General features: G+C 59.6%; 16 protein-coding genes and 1 riboswitch. Of the genes, 15 read left to right on the forward strand and 1 reads right to left on the reverse strand.

The window, feature by feature from the left end; genetic code table 11:
* Positions 1-127: 127 nt before the first annotated feature.
* The 8 genes from ACR0K9_RS00410 to cmk all read left to right on the forward strand — a co-directional run bounded on the left by ACR0K9_RS00410 (position 128) and on the right by cmk (position 8,219).
* Positions 128-1,150: a PhoH family protein gene (locus tag ACR0K9_RS00410; RefSeq protein ID WP_480533941.1), complete on the forward strand. Its 1,023-nt coding sequence runs from the start codon at positions 128-130 to the stop codon at positions 1,148-1,150.
* 42 nt (positions 1,151-1,192) lie between these two features.
* A complete protein-coding gene (gene ybeY / locus ACR0K9_RS00415; RefSeq protein WP_480819876.1) occupies positions 1,193-1,687 on the forward strand; it encodes an rRNA maturation RNase YbeY in 495 nt (164 codons plus the stop codon).
* Between the two features lie 36 nt (positions 1,688-1,723).
* A complete protein-coding gene (locus tag ACR0K9_RS00420; protein WP_480533937.1) occupies positions 1,724-2,608 on the forward strand; it encodes a hemolysin family protein in 885 nt (294 codons plus the stop codon).
* Positions 2,605-4,131 carry an apolipoprotein N-acyltransferase gene (gene lnt / locus ACR0K9_RS00425; RefSeq protein WP_480819878.1) on the forward strand — a complete coding sequence of 509 codons (1,527 nt, stop codon included), beginning with the start codon at positions 2,605-2,607 and terminating at the stop codon, positions 4,129-4,131. The genes ACR0K9_RS00420 and lnt overlap by 4 nt, the downstream gene beginning before the upstream one ends.
* 21 nt (positions 4,132-4,152) lie before the next feature.
* Positions 4,153-4,201: riboswitch (SAM-SAH riboswitch) on the forward strand.
* 5 nt (positions 4,202-4,206) lie between these two features.
* Positions 4,207-5,388 (forward strand): methionine adenosyltransferase, encoded by a 1,182-nt coding sequence (gene metK / locus ACR0K9_RS00430; protein ID WP_480819880.1) that lies wholly within the window; start codon positions 4,207-4,209, stop codon positions 5,386-5,388.
* A gap of 94 nt (positions 5,389-5,482) precedes the next feature.
* On the forward strand, positions 5,483-6,193 hold the full coding sequence (trmB, locus tag ACR0K9_RS00435; protein WP_480819882.1) for a tRNA (guanine(46)-N(7))-methyltransferase TrmB: 711 nt from the start codon (positions 5,483-5,485) through the stop codon (positions 6,191-6,193).
* A 68-nt stretch (positions 6,194-6,261) separates the two neighbouring features.
* Positions 6,262-7,608: a 3-phosphoshikimate 1-carboxyvinyltransferase gene (gene aroA / locus ACR0K9_RS00440; RefSeq protein WP_480819884.1), complete on the forward strand. Its 1,347-nt coding sequence runs from the start codon at positions 6,262-6,264 to the stop codon at positions 7,606-7,608.
* A complete protein-coding gene (gene cmk, locus ACR0K9_RS00445) occupies positions 7,605-8,219 on the forward strand; it encodes a (d)CMP kinase (protein ID WP_480819886.1) in 615 nt (204 codons plus the stop codon). Before aroA ends, cmk begins: the two co-directional genes overlap by 4 nt.
* A gap of 23 nt (positions 8,220-8,242) precedes the next feature.
* On the opposite strand, the gene ACR0K9_RS00450 is transcribed toward cmk, so the two are convergent.
* The gene (locus ACR0K9_RS00450; RefSeq protein WP_480533925.1) at positions 8,243-8,719 is read right to left on the reverse strand and encodes a YHS domain-containing (seleno)protein; all 477 of its coding nucleotides are present in this window, start codon (positions 8,717-8,719) and stop codon (positions 8,243-8,245) included.
* 219 nt (positions 8,720-8,938) lie between these two features.
* Between ACR0K9_RS00450 and ACR0K9_RS00455 the strand changes: the two genes are divergently transcribed.
* The 7 genes from ACR0K9_RS00455 to trpB all read left to right on the forward strand — a co-directional run bounded on the left by ACR0K9_RS00455 (position 8,939) and on the right by trpB (position 16,254).
* Positions 8,939-9,475 (forward strand): hypothetical protein, encoded by a 537-nt coding sequence (locus ACR0K9_RS00455; protein ID WP_480819888.1) that lies wholly within the window; start codon positions 8,939-8,941, stop codon positions 9,473-9,475.
* Positions 9,476-9,647: 172 nt separating this feature from the next.
* Positions 9,648-11,330 (forward strand): tryptophan halogenase family protein, encoded by a 1,683-nt coding sequence (locus ACR0K9_RS00460; protein WP_480819890.1) that lies wholly within the window; start codon positions 9,648-9,650, stop codon positions 11,328-11,330.
* 343 nt (positions 11,331-11,673) lie between these two features.
* Positions 11,674-13,350, forward strand: a complete 1,677-nt coding sequence (gene rpsA / locus ACR0K9_RS00465; protein WP_480533919.1) for a 30S ribosomal protein S1 — start codon at positions 11,674-11,676, stop codon at positions 13,348-13,350.
* 271 nt (positions 13,351-13,621) lie between these two features.
* The gene (ihfB, locus tag ACR0K9_RS00470; RefSeq protein ID WP_050603110.1) at positions 13,622-13,906 is read left to right on the forward strand and encodes an integration host factor subunit beta; all 285 of its coding nucleotides are present in this window, start codon (positions 13,622-13,624) and stop codon (positions 13,904-13,906) included.
* A gap of 6 nt (positions 13,907-13,912) precedes the next feature.
* On the forward strand, positions 13,913-14,263 hold the full coding sequence (locus ACR0K9_RS00475; RefSeq protein WP_480471878.1) for a LapA family protein: 351 nt from the start codon (positions 13,913-13,915) through the stop codon (positions 14,261-14,263).
* A gap of 9 nt (positions 14,264-14,272) precedes the next feature.
* Positions 14,273-14,917 carry a phosphoribosylanthranilate isomerase gene (locus ACR0K9_RS00480; protein ID WP_480819892.1) on the forward strand — a complete coding sequence of 215 codons (645 nt, stop codon included), beginning with the start codon at positions 14,273-14,275 and terminating at the stop codon, positions 14,915-14,917.
* A gap of 89 nt (positions 14,918-15,006) precedes the next feature.
* Positions 15,007-16,254, forward strand: a complete 1,248-nt coding sequence (gene trpB, locus ACR0K9_RS00485) for a tryptophan synthase subunit beta (RefSeq protein WP_480819894.1) — start codon at positions 15,007-15,009, stop codon at positions 16,252-16,254.
* Positions 16,255-16,259 lie beyond the last annotated feature (5 nt).

The following is a 16,259-nucleotide window of genomic DNA, read 5'->3' on the forward strand; positions in this document are numbered from 1 at the left end:
GCGGCAGCGGGCTTAGGGGGCAAATCGACGGTTTTGCCATCCGTCGCGCAAATTTTGAATCTGCTGCTTGCGTCCACCTCGGAATGTTGTCTACGCTCAGGGTGAAACGCCAAGACAGGAGAACGGATTGGCCATCGGTGCCCTGACCCCACCGCAAGATGACATGCCCCAGCGTGAGGCGCTTGTTGAATTTCCAGACAACAGATTGCTGATTGATCTTTGCGGTGAATATGACCGCAACCTGACAGATATCGAACAAAAGCTCTCGGTACAGATTGTGCGGCGCGGCAATCAGTTGGTCGTTCTGGGCGATGAAGATTCGCAAAAGCAGGCGATCGAGGTTTTACAATCGCTCTACACCCGCCTCGAAGGCGGGCGCGACGTAGAAGCTGCAGATGTCGACCGTGAACTTCGCATGGGAAATTCTGAGGCCGATACCGGCACGCGGGATGGTGACCAGCTTGAGATGTTCAAGGGCGGCACGGTCGAGATCAAGACCCGCAAGAAACTGGTAGAACCGCGCACCGACGCCCAGAAAGCCTATGTTCAGTCGTTGTTCGGCAATGAACTGGCCTTTGGGATTGGCCCCGCAGGGACCGGTAAGACCTATCTGGCCGTCGCAGTTGGTGTCTCAATGTTTATCGGTGGTCATGTGGACCGGATCATTCTCAGCCGTCCGGCCGTCGAGGCGGGGGAAAAGCTGGGCTATCTGCCGGGTGACATGAAGGACAAGGTCGATCCCTATATGCAGCCGCTTTACGATGCGCTGAACGATTTCCTGCCCGGCAAGCAACTGGCCAAGCTGATCGAAGAAAAACGGATCGAGATTGCGCCGCTTGCCTTCATGCGCGGGCGCACGTTGGCGAACGCTTTTGTGGTGCTGGACGAGGCGCAGAACGCCACGACCATGCAGATGAAGATGTTCCTGACCCGTCTGGGCGAGGGCAGCCGGATGGTGATCACCGGCGACCGGTCTCAGGTCGATCTGCCGCGCGGGGTACAGTCGGGTCTGGCGGATGCCGAGCGGCTGTTGAAAACGATCCCGAATATCAGCTTCAACTATTTCACCTCAAAAGATGTCGTGCGCCACCCGCTTGTCGCCGCCATCATCGAAGCGTATGAGGCCGACGCAGGCCGCGAAACCGGGTAATCTCCCACGGGCCTGACGATGTTCGGGCCCGGGATCACTGGTATGAATCTGGAAGTCACTCTTGAAGACGACCGTTGGCACGGTCTTGAACCTCTGGCGGCGCGTGCAATCGCGGCTGTAATGGATCATTGCGATCTGGATGCCGAAATGTGCGAGGTCAGCGTGCTGGGATGTGATGACCAGCGAATCTCGGGACTGAACGCCGAGTTTCGGGAAAAGCCCACGCCAACCAATGTGCTGAGCTGGCCCGCCGAGGATCTTGCCGCCGATGAGGCGGGGGACAAGCCGTTGACGCCGCAACCGGATTTTACAGGTGAGATCGCGCTGGGCGATATCGCGATTTCTTATGAAACCTGCGCGCGCGAGGCCGTCGAGGCGGGCATAGCCATGGACGATCACGTGACCCATCTGATCGTTCACGGAACATTACATCTGCTGGGCTACGATCACATTCGTGACCCCGACGCCACTTTGATGGAGGGGGTCGAGGTCGAGATACTTGGCAAACTGGGTATAGATAACCCATATAATGCATGACAGGGGCAGCTTTGCCCGATCATTTGGAACAGGATAATGGGCGATACAGACGGCAGTTCTAGGGCGGCGCACGGCGCGCATTCCCGGAACAGCAGCAATGACAGCGACGAAAAAGGCGGGTTCTTCTCGCGTATCTTCGACGCGTTCTCTTCTCAGGAAGACGACACCGATCAGGTGAACGGGGCCGAGATCAGCACCCCGCAGCCACGTGGCATGATCAACCTGCGCCGGATGCGGGTCGAAGATGTCGCGATCCCGACGGCCGAAATTACCTCGGTTCCTTCGACAACCCAGAAGGATGAACTGGCGCAGATTTTCCGCGAAAGCGGATTGTCGCGAATCCCTGTATATGAGGGCACGCTCGACACGCCGCTGGGGTTTGTCCACCTTAAGGATTTTGCGCTGACCCACGGGTTCAATGGCAACTCGGCCGAGTTCGACCTGACGTCGATGCTGAGGACGTTGCTGTTTGTGCCCCCGTCCATGCCGATCGGAGTGCTTCTGACCAAGATGCAGACCGAACGCCGCCACATGGCGCTGGTGATCGACGAATATGGCGGTGTTGACGGGCTGCTGACCATTGAAGACCTGATCGAACAGGTCGTGGGTGAGATCGCCGATGAACATGACGCCGACGAAGATCAGCTCTGGGTTCAGGAAAAGCCCGGCTGTTATGTCGTGCAGGCGCGTGTCCCGCTTGAGGATTTCGAGGCCGAGATTGGACGCTCTCTGACCAGCCACGAGGATGTGGATGAGGAAGAGATCGAAACGCTGGGCGGTCTGGTCTTCATGCTCTCGGGCCGGGTGCCCGCGCGTGGCGAGGTCGTCTGCCATCCCGAAGGTGCCGAGTTCGAGGTGATCGACGCTGATCCGCGCCGCATAAAGCGGCTGCGGGTCATGTTGCCGGATATCGCTGCATGACCCCTGCACGCCTGTGGCCCATGTGGTTGCGATGTGCGCTGGTTGCCGGGCTGGGGGCTGTTGGGGCCTCGGGCCTTGCACCTCTGGGATATTGGTTTGCCACGCTCGCGGCTTTGCTGCTGATCGCGCCCCTTTATCTGACCTGCGAGACACCGAGGCGCGCTGCCGCGTTGGGATGGGCGTTCGCGACCGGGTATTTTGCCCACGCGCTCAGCTGGATTGTCGAACCGTTTCTGGTCGATGCCCAACGTCATGCCTGGATGGCGCCGTTCGCGCTGATCTTCATGTCTGGCGGGTTGGCGTTGTTCTGGGCCTTGGCCTTCGGCGTCGCCAAACGGATCGGAGGGTCACCTGTCGCGCAATCCGTGGTACTGGCCCTTGCGCTGTCCATCGCAGAATTCGGGCGCGGCTATCTTCTGACCGGGTTTCCATGGGCGGGATTTGCTCAGGTTTGGGTGGATACTCCGGTTGCCCAGTTGCTTTCGCTCGTGGGGCCTTATGGGGTTGGCGCGTTGACGCTGCTGACGACGCTTCCCTTGGGGGCCGGGCTGTTCAGCGATCGCGCGCTGCGCGCGATTGCGATGCCGCTGGCGATTTCGGTTGCGGCGGCACTGTTGGCCATCGGATATGCCGGCACGCGGCCTTCGGTCGAGCAATCCGGCCATATTGTGCGGTTGGTACAGCCAAACGCGCCGCAGCACCAGAAATGGGACCCGGCCTATACGCCGCTGTTCTTCGCGCGGCAGCTTGAGTTCACCGTGGCACAGCCCAGACCCGACCTGATCGTCTGGCCCGAAACCTCGGTCCCGGCCTGGCTGCAGAGCGCGGAACCCTATCTGTCGGCCATCGCGGAAGCCGCACAGGGCACTCCGGTTTTTCTGGGTATCCAGAGGGCCGAGGGTCTGCAAATCTACAATTCGATGATTTACCTGAACGATCAGGGTGAACAGAAGGGGCTCTATGACAAACACCATCTCGCGCCGTTTGGTGAATATGTCCCGTTCGGCAATCTGATGGCACGTTTCGGAATCAACGGAATGGCGTCGACTGCGGGCAGTGGTTTTAGTGCCGGGCCGGGGGCGGCAGTGATGGAGGCTGGTCCGCTTGGCAAGGCGCTGCCGCTGATCTGCTATGAAGCGGTGTTCACGCAGGACGTTCTGTCGGCTCCGGAGCGCGCGGATTTTCTACTTCAGATCACCAATGACGCATGGTTCGGCACCTGGTCCGGCCCGTATCAGCATCTGGCCCAAGCACAGATGCGCGCCATCGAGCAGGGCCTGCCCATGATGCGCGCCGCCAATACCGGCGTGTCGGCGATGATTGATCCGTTGGGGCGGATCACCGCGTCTTTGCCGTTGGGGCAAGCCGGGTATGTCGACGCTGAACTGCCCATGCCTCTGGGTGCGACGGTTTATTCCCGGATTGGCGATTTTCCGGTTTTTCTGGCGTTGCTGGTTCTGTTTGCGCTGCTCTGGCACCACACTCGAACTGGCCGCGACCAAATACACATTGACCCTGCCTGACAGCGGGCGTATTCGGTCGGTCGCCCGTCACAACGGCTTCCTGGCGTGACGGGGAAATCTTAATGGAGCGCATTCATGTCCCGACAGAACTACACATTCACTTCGGAATCCGTTTCCGAAGGGCACCCGGATAAGGTCTGTGACCGTATCTCGGACGCCGTACTTGACGCATTCCTGCGCGAAGAACCCGAAGCCCGCGTCGCGTGTGAGACCTTTGCCACGACCGACCGGGTTGTCATCGGTGGCGAGGTTGGCCTGTCGGATCAGGAAAAGCTCCATGATTACATGGCGCATATCGACGACATCGCGCGCGCCTGTATCAAGGATATCGGATACGAGCAGGACAAGTTTCACCACGAAACCGTCGAGGTGACCAACCTGCTGCACGAACAATCCGCTCATATCGCGCAGGGTGTGGACGCGTCGGACAACAAGGACGAAGGCGCAGGCGATCAGGGCATCATGTTCGGCTATGCCACGACCGAGACACCCGCACTCATGCCCGCGCCGATCCAGTATTCGCACGCGATCCTGCGCCGCCTGGCTGAAGTGCGCAAAAACGGTACCGAACCCGCGCTGGGTCCTGACGCCAAATCGCAGCTTTCGGTGATTTACCGTGATGGCAAGCCGGTCGGCGTCAGCTCGATCGTGCTGTCGACGCAGCATCTGGACGCGGTGCTTAGTTCTGACGACATCCGTGCGATTGTCGAGCCCTACATTACCGAGACTCTGCCCGACGGCTGGTTGACCGCCGATACCGAATGGCATGTGAACCCAACCGGGAAATTCGTCATCGGCGGCCCGGATGGCGATGCGGGCCTGACCGGACGCAAGATCATCGTTGATACCTATGGCGGCGCGGCCCCGCATGGCGGCGGTGCGTTCTCGGGCAAGGATCCGACCAAGGTTGACCGCTCGGCGGCTTATGCCGCGCGCTATCTGGCCAAGAACGTGGTGGCTGCTGGCATGGCAGAGCGCTGCACGATCCAGCTGAGCTATGCCATCGGCGTATCCAAGCCGCTATCGATCTATGCCGATACGCACGGCACCGGACAGATTGCGGATGCGGCCATCGAAAAGGCGGTGGGCGAGGTCATGGACCTGACCCCGCGTGGCATTCGCCAGCATCTGGAACTGAACAAGCCGATCTACCAGCGCACCGCCGCATATGGCCATTTCGGGCGAGAGCCTGATGCCGATGGCGGCTTCAGCTGGGAACGCACCGATCTGGCTGCCGCGCTGAAAGCGACTGTTTGAACCAAACCATGAGGCGCGCCCATTCGGGCGCGCTTTCTATTTGTAGGCAGGCGTACCCTTGCAACGTCCCGACCTGCACAGTATGGCGACGGCCATGAGCACCGAGACGCCCCAACGCCCGCGCAGAAACTTCTATGGCCGCTTCAAGGGAAAGACCCTGAAGCCCAGCCAAAAGACCTATCTGAACGAAGACCTCGCCGCGTTGTCGCCCGGTGCGGTGGACTGGGAGACCAACCCGGAACGCGCGCCGCTTGATCTTGACGCACTCTTCGGCGGCAAGCCGGTCTGGCTTGAGGTGGGCTTTGGTGGCGGTGAGCATCTGGTGCATCAGGCCGCGAACAATCCCGACATCGGGATCATCGGGGCCGAGCCCTATATCAACGGCGTTGCCATGTTATTGGGCAAGATCCGTCAGGCCGGGGTCGAAAACCTCGCCGTTCATCCCGGCGATGCACGTGATCTGTTCGATGTGCTGCCCGATGCGAGTATCTCGCGGGCCTTCCTGCTCTATCCCGATCCGTGGCCCAAGAAACGGCACCATCGGCGTCGTTTTGTGACGCCGGAACATCTGGGACCTTTGGCGCGGGTCCTGAAACCGGGCGCGATCTTCCGTGTTGCAACCGACATTCCGGATTATGTCCGCCAGACATTGGAAGAGGTTCCGGGTGCCGGGTTCGAATGGCTGGCCGAGCGTCCGGCCGACTGGCGCGCGCCGTGGGATGACTGGATTTCCACCCGCTACGAACAGAAAGCCCTGCGCGAAGGTCGCACACCTCATTATCTGACCTTCCGCCGCAAGGACTGATTGCCGCTGGACCATCGGCCCCCAATTCGCTAATCCGCCTTGAACTGATAGCGAAAACAGGAGCCCCCATGTCCGGACACGGCACGCCCATCCCGATGACCTCGCATCCCTGCGGCCCGCTGACCGGCACGGCCGAGGTTCCGGGCGACAAGTCGATCTCACACCGGTCGCTGATTCTGGGCGCGATGGCCGTGGGCGAGACACGGATCTCGGGCCTGCTGGAAGGCGAAGACGTTCTGGACACCGCCAAGGCCATGCGCGCCTTCGGGGCCGAGGTCACCGATCATGGCGGTGGTGAATGGACGGTGCATGGTGTGGGCGTCGGTGGGTTTGCCGAGCCTGATCAGGTCATCGATTGCGGCAACTCGGGCACGGGCGTGCGCCTGATCATGGGCGCAATGGCAACCTGTCCGATCACGGCGACGTTCACGGGCGATGCCAGTTTGAACAAGCGCCCGATGGCGCGTGTGACGGACCCGTTGGCGTTGTTTGGTACGCAATCTGTGGGCCGCGCGGGCGGGCGTCTGCCGATGACAATTGTCGGCGCTGCGGACCCCACCCCGGTGCGTTACGAAGTCCCGGTGCCATCGGCGCAGGTGAAATCTGCGGTTCTGATGGCGGGGCTGAACGCTCCCGGCAAGACCGTGGTGATCGAGAAAGAAGCGACCCGCGATCACTCGGAACGAATGCTGGCCGGGTTCGGTGCTGAGATCATGGTGGAAGACACGGATGAGGGACGGGTTATCACTCTGACCGGGCGGCCCGAGCTTAAGCCGCAGGTCATTGCCGTGCCACGTGATCCGTCCAGCGCGGCCTTTCCGGTCTGCGCTGCGCTGATCACACCCGGCTCGGATGTGCTTGTCCCCGGCATCGGCCTGAACCCGACGCGCGCGGGCCTGTTCACCACACTGCGCGAGATGGGTGCCGATCTGACCTATGAAAACGAGCGGGAAGAGGGTGGCGAACCCGTTGCCGACCTGCGGGCGAAATATTCTCCGGACATGAAGGGGATCGAGGTGCCGCCGGAACGTGCGGCCTCGATGATCGATGAATATCCGGTGCTGTCTGTCGTGGCAGCAAATGCCACCGGCACCACCATGATGGGCGGCGTGAAAGAGCTGCGCGTGAAGGAAAGCGACCGGATCGACGCCATGGCCAAAGGCCTGCGCGCCAATGGTGTGACCGTTGATGAGGGCGAAGACTGGTGGTCGGTCGAAGGGCTGGGCATCGGCAATGTTCCCGGCGGCGGCATCTGTGAGAGCTTTCTGGATCACCGCATTGCCATGTCCTTCATGGTTATGGGCATGGGGACCAAGGCTCCGGTTTCGGTGGATGACGGCGGCCCCATCTCGACCTCTTTCCCGATCTTCGAGCCTTTGATGGCGGCGTTGGGGGCAAAGGTCGAACGTACATGAGCTTCACCGTCGCAATCGACGGCCCGGCGGCGGCGGGGAAGGGGACCATCTCGAAAGGTGTGGCTGCGCATTTCGGTTTTGCGCATCTGGATACAGGGCTTTTGTATCGTGCAGTCGGACGGCGCACTCTGCAAGGCACGGATCCAATCGAAGCTGCTCGTGCCCTGACGGCGGAAGAACTGGATCAGGGCGATCTGCGAACGGCCGAGATTGCGCAGGCCGCATCCAAAGTGGCGGTGATCCCCGAGGTTCGCGCAGCGCTGATCGATTTTCAGCGCAGCTTTGCCCGCCGTGCCGGAGGGGCCGTGCTGGACGGGCGCGACATTGGTACCGTGATCTGCCCCGGTGCCGACGTGAAACTGTTCGTCACAGCCAGCGCCGAAGTGCGTGCCCAACGCCGGTATCGTGAACTCAACGCCAAGGGATCGGACGAAACCCCGGAACAGGTTCTGGCGGATGTGCGTGAGCGTGATGCACGAGATGCCGAGCGCAGCACGGCGCCGATGAAACCCGCCGAAGATGCCCTATTGCTGGATACATCCGAGCTGAGCATTGATGAGGCTCTGGCACAGGCCGTGGCGCTCATCGCGCAAAAAATGCCCGCGGCGTAGTTACGCCACGGGCACCTGCATGTTTACAGTTCGCCGACTGCGATGCTCTTGATGTTGGCCCACTGATCATCCGCGGTTTTCGCGGTGGCAGCGACGTCCTTCAGGAACGCGGTACGGGTCTCGGCGCTGAGGAACAGGTACAGCTTGCCGTCTGCGATCAGGTATTGATCCGGGTCACCGTCGAACTTCTTGCCGACAGATACACCAAATGAGCAGTAGCCGCCGTGCTGGGGCAGATAGGCTGCCGGATTGGCCTCGAACGCTTCGCGGTTTTCTGCGCTGGTGAAATAGTAAGACGCGCCGTCATAGGTGGCCGAGTGGTTCGAGAACCCTTCAACCGGGTTGCCGCTTGTGACAAGCGCGACCAGATCGACGCCATGTGCAGCCAGCGGCGCACCAGCGGCGGAAATGCCTTTGGAGACGTTGATTTCATCCGCAGCAAAGGCCGGAGCCGTCAGGGCAAGAGTTGCAGCAAGCGCGGTGAATACGAGCGATTTCATGGTGAGAGTCCTTTCCTTTTCAGATCAGGGCTCGGGTCGTTCCCAAGCCGATGCAACAAGGTTAGGGCAGGTTTGCCGGACGGGTAATCGCAGATAGGTCGCAAAACATTGCAGTTCGTTCGAACAACCGGGGCCTTCGCAAAAACCGTTCACATAGCTTTGTTTGGCCAGCCGTGGTTTTGCCCCCTAAGCTGCGACAGGCAACCATAGGAGTGGCTCATGATACGACTAGCTCTGTTTCTGTTCTTATTCGCAGGCAGCGTGGCTGCTCAGGACTCTGAAGCGCCGGTGCCCGAGGCAGAACCTCCGATGACATATGAGCGTCTGGGCAAGATCCTGTTTGCCCTTGATCCCGAGGCGCAGCCGCTTGGGCCGGGGTTCGAACTGAAGGTTGCCGATCTGCAGGTGCTGGTCGTCACCGATACCAATGCGGACCGGATGCGGGCGATGATCCCGATTGGCAGCGCTGCTGATTTGTCACAAGCGGACCTGCAACGCATGATGCAAGCGAATTTCGACAGCACACTCGATGCGCGTTACGCGATTGCAAATGGCAGGCTGTGGGCTGCGTTCATTCACCCGCTGTCCCCGTTGAAAAAGGACCAGTTGATCTCTGGCCTGGCTCAGACGGTAAACATCGCCAAGACCTATGGCACTCTTTACACCGGGGGCGCAGCGGAATTCGGAGGGGGTGACAGCCAGGATCTGCAGCGTGAATTGATCGAAGACCTTCTGAAGAAAGGCGAGGAGATCTGAGCCTCTTCTGAAATGCGCACTTGTTCCGATGTCGGATGGGGCGTCAATGCCTCTAGCTGAACACAGGAAAGCTGCTATGCTCGCCCTCAAGCCAAATGGGAAGGTCACATTACAACCCGAAAAACGGGGGAGGCGGCCACATAATCCCACAAGCTAACAGGGACGAAACAACATGAATAATCGTTTACGTAAGATCACCATCGTGGGTGGTGGTACGGCGGGGTGGATGACTGCGCTGATCCTTGAGATGGTGCTTTCCCGCACGTCGGCGCCCAAGGATCGACCGCGCATCTGTCTGATCGAAAGCCCCAATATTTCAACCGTCGGTGTGGGCGAGGCGACGGTGCCGCGTATGCCGGTCACGCTGCGTCAGGCCGGAATATCCGAGCGCGACTTTTTCCGCGAAACCAATGCGTCGTTCAAACTGGGGGTCAAGTTCTGCAATTGGAACAACGACGCCAAGGGTAATCGCATCGACTATGTGAACCCCTTCGCCCACGGTCAGTTGCTGGAAGGGCTGGAGTCGGCCGAATACTTCCTGCGCTTTGGCAACGGCGACCGCGATTTTACGCAATCGATCTCGCCCCACGATGATCTGGCACGGCTGTGCAAAGGCGCGCGGCCATTAGGAGCGCCAGAATTCGAGCAGAGGTTTGGCTATGCCTATCATCTGGATGCCGTGAAATTTGCGGGCATGCTGACCAAGGTCTGCACCAAACGCGGTGTGGAGCATATCCAGGACGAGGTGCAATCGGTTGAACTGGACGAGCAGGGCAATGTCAGCCATCTGATGCTGGAACGCAAAGGTCGTCATGACATCGAGATGGTCGTGGATTGTACCGGGTTCCGCGGGTTGATCATCAATCAGGCCCTGGGCGAGCCATTTCTGGATTATTCGGATTATCTGCCCAATGACCGCGCCATGGCGTTGCAGGTCGAACATCCTGACCCTGAAAAGATCGAAAGCGTCACGCGGTCTACCGCGCTGGGTGCGGGTTGGACGTGGCGGGTGCCGCTCTACAATCGTGTGGGAACGGGTTACGTCTATTCATCCGCGCATCGGACGGATGATCAGGCGGCGGACGAATATCTTGAATGGTTGGGCGACAGTGGCAAGGGCCTGACGCCGCGCGTGATCCCGATGCGCGTCGGGCGCGTGCGCAACGCCTGGGTCAAGAATTGTGTGGCGATCGGTCTGTCCGGCGGATTTATCGAGCCTCTTGAAAGTACCGCGATCCACATGATCGATCACGCCATACGCTGGTTCGCCGAGCATCTGCCGACGCGGGATATCGAGCCTGCTTTGCGGGACAGATATAACCGGCAAATGGACAATCTTTACAATGAAGTTCTGGACTTCATCTGTCTGCACTATCGTTTGGGCAACCGCACCGACGATCAGTACTGGATCGACGCGCGCACCGAGATGAAGATACCGGATCGTCTGGCCGAAAACCTGGAGCTTTGGCAGCATCGTCTGCCGATTGAGCACGATATAGAGTTTGCAACGCTGTTCAATTTCCGCGTTTATCAAACAGTTCTTTTGGGCAAACAGGTCTATGACACAGGCTTTGGAACCGGTATTCGCGACCGGCTGCGCCCGTTGAAGAAACCGATCTGGTTCCAGTGGTGGAAAGGCGCAAAGATGGACCTTGCGCAAATTCTGAAAACCATGCCGGACCACAAAACCCTGCTGCGCGATATCCGGGGAGAGTTAGAGCGCCCGGCCTTTGCCAAGGCGGCGGCGAAACCCACAGTGGCAATGCCGGGTGCAACACCAGCGCCTGTGGTGGTTCAGAACATGCCGAACTTTGCCGAAATCCAAAGCGGCAAGAAGGATCTGCAACTGTTCTAGCGTCTGTGTTTCCCGGTTTGTCCGGGAAACACAGCTGTAGGTCCCTGATCCTTCATGGTCCGGATCGGCGATAGGCAATCGCGTTCCATTGGCGATATCCGGCCAGGCCTTGGAAATATGGGCTTTGCCCTTGCACTGACGGCCAAATCCGCCTATACGCGCGCTGTCGATACAAGGGCGGTCAACGCCCGGATGACGTTTCTGAGCAGGGCCGGGTCACCTCGGCCCTTTGTGTTTGTTTGCTCAGGGGCGCACCGGGTCACGTCCGACGACATCATGAAACAAGACCGGCGGAGACAACCGCTCGGCCAGCAAAAACGTATGTAAAGGAAAACAACGCCACATGGCTAACGCATCCATGGAGGAATTCGAAGCCCTCCTGAATGAAAGCTTCGAAATGGACACACCCGAAGAGGGTTCTGTTGTCAAAGGCAAGATTCTGGCGATCGAAGCCGGTCAGGCCATCATCGACGTAGGCTACAAAATGGAAGGCCGCGTTGATCTGAAAGAATTCGCAAATCCCGGCGAAGCCCCTGAAATCGCTGTTGGTGACGAGGTCGAAGTTTACCTGCGCGCCGCAGAAAACGCCCGTGGCGAAGCCGTCATCTCGCGCGAGATGGCCCGCCGTGAAGAGGCATGGGACCGTCTGGAAAAAGCATATGCCGACGACCAGCGCGTCGAAGGTGCAATCTTTGGCCGCGTCAAAGGTGGCTTCACCGTCGATCTGGGTGGCGCAGTTGCGTTCCTGCCCGGTTCGCAGGTTGACGTTCGCCCCGTGCGCGACGCTGGCCCGCTGATGGGTCTGAAGCAGCCGTTCCAGATTCTGAAAATGGACCGCCGCCGTGGCAACATCGTTGTATCGCGTCGCGCAATCCTGGAAGAATCGCGTGCCGAACAGCGTGCCGAAGTCATCGGCAACCTGTCCGAAGGTCAGACCGTCGAGGGTGTTGTCAAGAACATCACCGAATACGGTGCATTCGTTGACCTGGGCGGCGTTGACGGCCTGCTGCACGTCACCGACATGGCATGGCGCCGTGTGAACCACCCGTCCGAGATCCTGACGATCGGCGAAACCATCAAGGTTCAGGTCATCAAGATCAACAAAGAGACCCACCGCATCAGCCTGGGCATGAAGCAGCTGCAGGAAGATCCGTGGGATCTGGTTGCTGCGAAATACCCGCTGGGCTCGGTCCATCAGGGTCGCGTCACCAACATCACCGATTACGGCGCGTTCGTCGAGCTGGAAGCCGGTGTCGAAGGTCTGGTGCACGTGTCCGAGATGTCCTGGACCAAGAAAAACGTCCACCCCGGCAAGATCGTTTCGACCAGCCAGGAAGTCGACGTCATGGTTCTGGAAATCGACGGCGCCAAGCGTCGCGTGTCTCTGGGCCTGAAGCAGACCATGCGCAACCCGTGGGAAGTGTTTGCAGAAACGCACCCAGAGGGCACCGAGGTCGAAGGCGAAGTCAAGAACATCACCGAATTCGGTCTGTTCATTGGTCTCGAAGGCGACATCGACGGCATGGTTCACCTGTCCGACCTGTCGTGGGACGAGCGTGGCGAAGATGCGATCCAGAACTACCGCAAAGGCGACGTCGTTCAGGCGGTTGTCTCGGAAGTTGACGTGGAAAAAGAGCGTATCTCGCTGTCGATCAAAGCCCTGGGCGGTGACAAGTTCGCCGAAGCCGTGGGCGGCGTGAAGCGTGGTTCGGTCATCACCGTCGAAGTGACCGCTATCGAAGATGGCGGCATCGAGGTGGAATACGAAGGCATGAAGTCGTTCATCCGTCGTTCCGACCTGTCGCGTGACCGTGCCGAGCAGCGCCCCGAGCGTTTCTCGACCGGTGACAAGGTCGACGTCCGCGTCACCAACGTCGACAGCAAGACCCGCCGCCTGGGGCTGTCGATCAAGGCACGCGAGATCGCCGAAGAGAAAGAGGCTGTGGAACAGTACGGTTCTTCCGACTCGGGCGCATCGCTGGGCGACATTCTGGGTGCCGCGCTGAAGTCGGGCGACTAAGTCCGGGGCGCATCCCAAACATGATTTTCGGCCTCGCACCACTGGTGCGGGGCCGTTTTTGTTGCGAATCAACATCTTCCAAATAGTTGGCTTAATTTGGCTATCGTTCGCGCATGAAGTGTGGAAATCCGGCTTACGGGTAAAAATTCGCGTGAGATTACGGCAAAATGCGGCCTTTGCCCGCAGAGTATCCGTTCCCCCGATCCGGGTTTTTTCCTATACTGTCAGAATAATAGGCCTGTCACATCGTCCGCCTGGGAGGGTATTGCGTATGATCCGTTCAGAACTGATCCAAAAAATTGCCGACGAGAACCCACATCTCTATCAACGCGACGTCGAGCGGATCGTGAATACCGTATTTGAGGAAGTGACAGATGCCATGGCCCGTGGTGACCGTGTGGAACTGCGCGGTTTCGGCGCATTTTCCGTGAAAAAACGCGATGCTCGCGTGGGCCGCAACCCCCGCACGGGCGAGACCGTGCAGGTCGAAGAAAAATGTGTTCCGTTTTTCAAGACGGGCAAGTTGCTAAGGGACCGTTTGAACGGTAAAGCCTAAGCCATGATGCGCTACATTCGTTATGCTTTTCTGGCCGCTCTGGGGATCATTCTGGTCTCGGTTTCGCTGGCCAACCGACAGATCGTTGAACTGAAACTGATGCCGGACGCCCTGTCCGAACTGCTGGGGTTCAACCTGACTACGTCGCTGCCGCTGTTTCTGGTGGTGCTGGGTGGTGTCGTCGCCGGTCTGGTTATCGGCTTCCTTTGGGAATGGCTGCGCGAACATAAGCACCGTAAGGACGCGACCGTTAAGACAGGCGAAGTGCGCAAGCTTGAGCGCGAGGTCAAGAAGCTCAAGAAGAAGCAGAACGAAGGTCAGGACGATGTCCTCGCTCTGCTGGATGAGGCAAGCTGAGGCCCCGTCATGCCCACTGATATTCGTGTCAAAATCTGCGGCCTGACCGCCCCTGAACAGGTGCGCGCCGCTGCCGAGGCGGGGGCGGGCTATGTCGGGTTCGTGTTTTTCCCCAAATCGCCTCGACATCTTGACCCGGACGCTGCTGCTGCTTTGGCAAGTCAGGTGCCTGCGGGCATTGCCAAAGTCGCGCTGACTGTGAATGCGACCGATGAAGAGCTTGATCAATTCCTGTCAACCGTGCCGCTGGATATGTTGCAACTGCACGGCAAGGAAAGCCCCGAGCGCGTGCAGCAGGTACGTGATAGATTCGGTCTGCCGGTGATGAAGGCGATCGGCGTGGCCGAGGCCGAAGATCTGGCTGCCATCGATCTCTATTCGGATGTGGCCGATCAGCTGTTGATCGACGCCAAACCGCCGCGCGACGCGGACTTGCCGGGCGGAAATGGTTTGTCATTCGATTGGCGTCTGCTGGCGGGTCGCAAATACTGGCGCAAGCCCTGGATGCTGGCTGGTGGGTTGAACCCCGAGAACGTGGGCGAAGCCATCCGTATGACCGGGGCACAGCAGGTCGATGTCTCATCCGGTGTCGAAAGCGCGCCGGGCGTCAAGGACGCGGGTCTGATCCGCGCTTTCATCAAGGCCGCCAGCTGATCTCATTGCCGCTGCGCGCGATTACGATTTGCGATGGCAAATCCCGCGCCTACCTCCTATGAACGTCAGGTACGACGAGGGAGACTTCCATGGCCAACGATCTTTTCAATTCCTTCATGTCCGGCCCGGACGAGCAGGGCCGTTTTGGCATCTTCGGCGGGCGCTTTGTCAGCGAAACGCTGATGCCGCTGATCCTGTCGCTGGAAGAAGAATATGACAAAGCCAAGGATGACCCCACCTTCTGGGCCGAGATGGACGATCTGTGGGCGAACTATGTGGGCCGTCCCTCGCCGCTGTATTTCGCTGAACGCCTGACCGAGCATCTGGGCGGGGCCAAGATTTACCTCAAGCGTGATGAGCTGAACCACACTGGCGCGCACAAGATCAACAACGTGCTGGGCCAGATCATTCTGGCGCGGCGCATGGGCAAGACCCGGATCATCGCGGAAACCGGGGCAGGGCAGCACGGTGTGGCCACCGCTACTGTATGCGCCAAGTTTGGCCTGAAGTGCATCGTTTACATGGGCGCGCATGACGTACAGCGCCAGGCGCCGAACGTGTTCCGCATGCGCCTGCTGGGGGCAGAAGTGATTCCGGTAACCTCGGGCCGTGGAACGCTGAAGGACGCGATGAACGACGCGCTGCGCGATTGGGTGACCAATGTACGCGACACGTTCTACTGCATCGGCACCGTCGCAGGTCCGCACCCGTACCCGGCGATGGTCCGCGATTTCCAGTCGATCATCGGCAAGGAAGCCAAGGAACAGATGATGAAGGCCGAAGGCCGTCTGCCCGACACCATCATCGCCGCCATTGGCGGTGGTTCGAACGCCATGGGCCTGTTCTATCCGTTCCTCGACGACAAATCCGTCAACATCATCGGCGTTGAGGCCGGGGGCAAAGGTGTGAACGAGAAGATGGAGCACTGCGCCTCGCTGACCGGGGGGCGTCCGGGCGTGCTGCATGGCAACCGCACCTATCTGCTTCAGGATGATGACGGGCAAATCCTCGAAGGCTATTCGATCTCGGCTGGTCTGGATTATCCGGGCATCGGGCCCGAGCATTCCTGGCTGCACGACATTGGCCGCGCCAACTATGTCTCGATCACCGACAAAGAGGCGCTTGAGGCGTTCCAGCTGTGTTGCTCCACCGAAGGCATCATCCCCGCACTCGAACCCTGCCACGCGCTGGCTCATGTGATGAAGATTGCGCCTGAACTGCCCAAGGATCACCTGATCTGCATGAATATGTGCGGACGCGGAGACAAAGACGTGCAGACCGTCGCGAAGTACCTGAACTTCGACATGTCGGATACCGAGGGCCGCTCGGCCGACTAACCCCG

The organism is Ruegeria sp. L12, assembly GCF_056531745.1.

What these genes read in the sequence shown, in the direction of transcription:
- lnt (WP_480819878.1), top strand. Translation starts at nt 2,605, where the DNA reads ATGACCCCTGCACGCCTGTGGCCCATGTGGTTGCGATGTGCGCTGGTT.
- ACR0K9_RS00460 (WP_480819890.1), top strand. Translation starts at nt 9,648, where the DNA reads ATGAATAATCGTTTACGTAAGATCACCATCGTGGGTGGTGGTACGGCG.
- ACR0K9_RS00420 (WP_480533937.1), top strand. Translation starts at nt 1,724, where the DNA reads ATGGGCGATACAGACGGCAGTTCTAGGGCGGCGCACGGCGCGCATTCC.
- cmk (WP_480819886.1), top strand. Translation starts at nt 7,605, where the DNA reads ATGAGCTTCACCGTCGCAATCGACGGCCCGGCGGCGGCGGGGAAGGGG.
- ACR0K9_RS00480 (WP_480819892.1), top strand. Translation starts at nt 14,273, where the DNA reads ATGCCCACTGATATTCGTGTCAAAATCTGCGGCCTGACCGCCCCTGAA.
- trpB (WP_480819894.1), top strand. Translation starts at nt 15,007, where the DNA reads ATGGCCAACGATCTTTTCAATTCCTTCATGTCCGGCCCGGACGAGCAG.
- rpsA (WP_480533919.1), top strand. Translation starts at nt 11,674, where the DNA reads ATGGCTAACGCATCCATGGAGGAATTCGAAGCCCTCCTGAATGAAAGC.
- ACR0K9_RS00455 (WP_480819888.1), top strand. Translation starts at nt 8,939, where the DNA reads ATGATACGACTAGCTCTGTTTCTGTTCTTATTCGCAGGCAGCGTGGCT.
- ACR0K9_RS00475 (WP_480471878.1), top strand. Translation starts at nt 13,913, where the DNA reads ATGCGCTACATTCGTTATGCTTTTCTGGCCGCTCTGGGGATCATTCTG.
- trmB (WP_480819882.1), top strand. Translation starts at nt 5,483, where the DNA reads ATGAGCACCGAGACGCCCCAACGCCCGCGCAGAAACTTCTATGGCCGC.
- aroA (WP_480819884.1), top strand. Translation starts at nt 6,262, where the DNA reads ATGTCCGGACACGGCACGCCCATCCCGATGACCTCGCATCCCTGCGGC.
- ybeY (WP_480819876.1), top strand. Translation starts at nt 1,193, where the DNA reads ATGAATCTGGAAGTCACTCTTGAAGACGACCGTTGGCACGGTCTTGAA.
- metK (WP_480819880.1), top strand. Translation starts at nt 4,207, where the DNA reads ATGTCCCGACAGAACTACACATTCACTTCGGAATCCGTTTCCGAAGGG.
- ACR0K9_RS00450 (WP_480533925.1), bottom strand. Translation starts at nt 8,719, where the DNA reads ATGAAATCGCTCGTATTCACCGCGCTTGCTGCAACTCTTGCCCTGACG.
- ihfB (WP_050603110.1), top strand. Translation starts at nt 13,622, where the DNA reads ATGATCCGTTCAGAACTGATCCAAAAAATTGCCGACGAGAACCCACAT.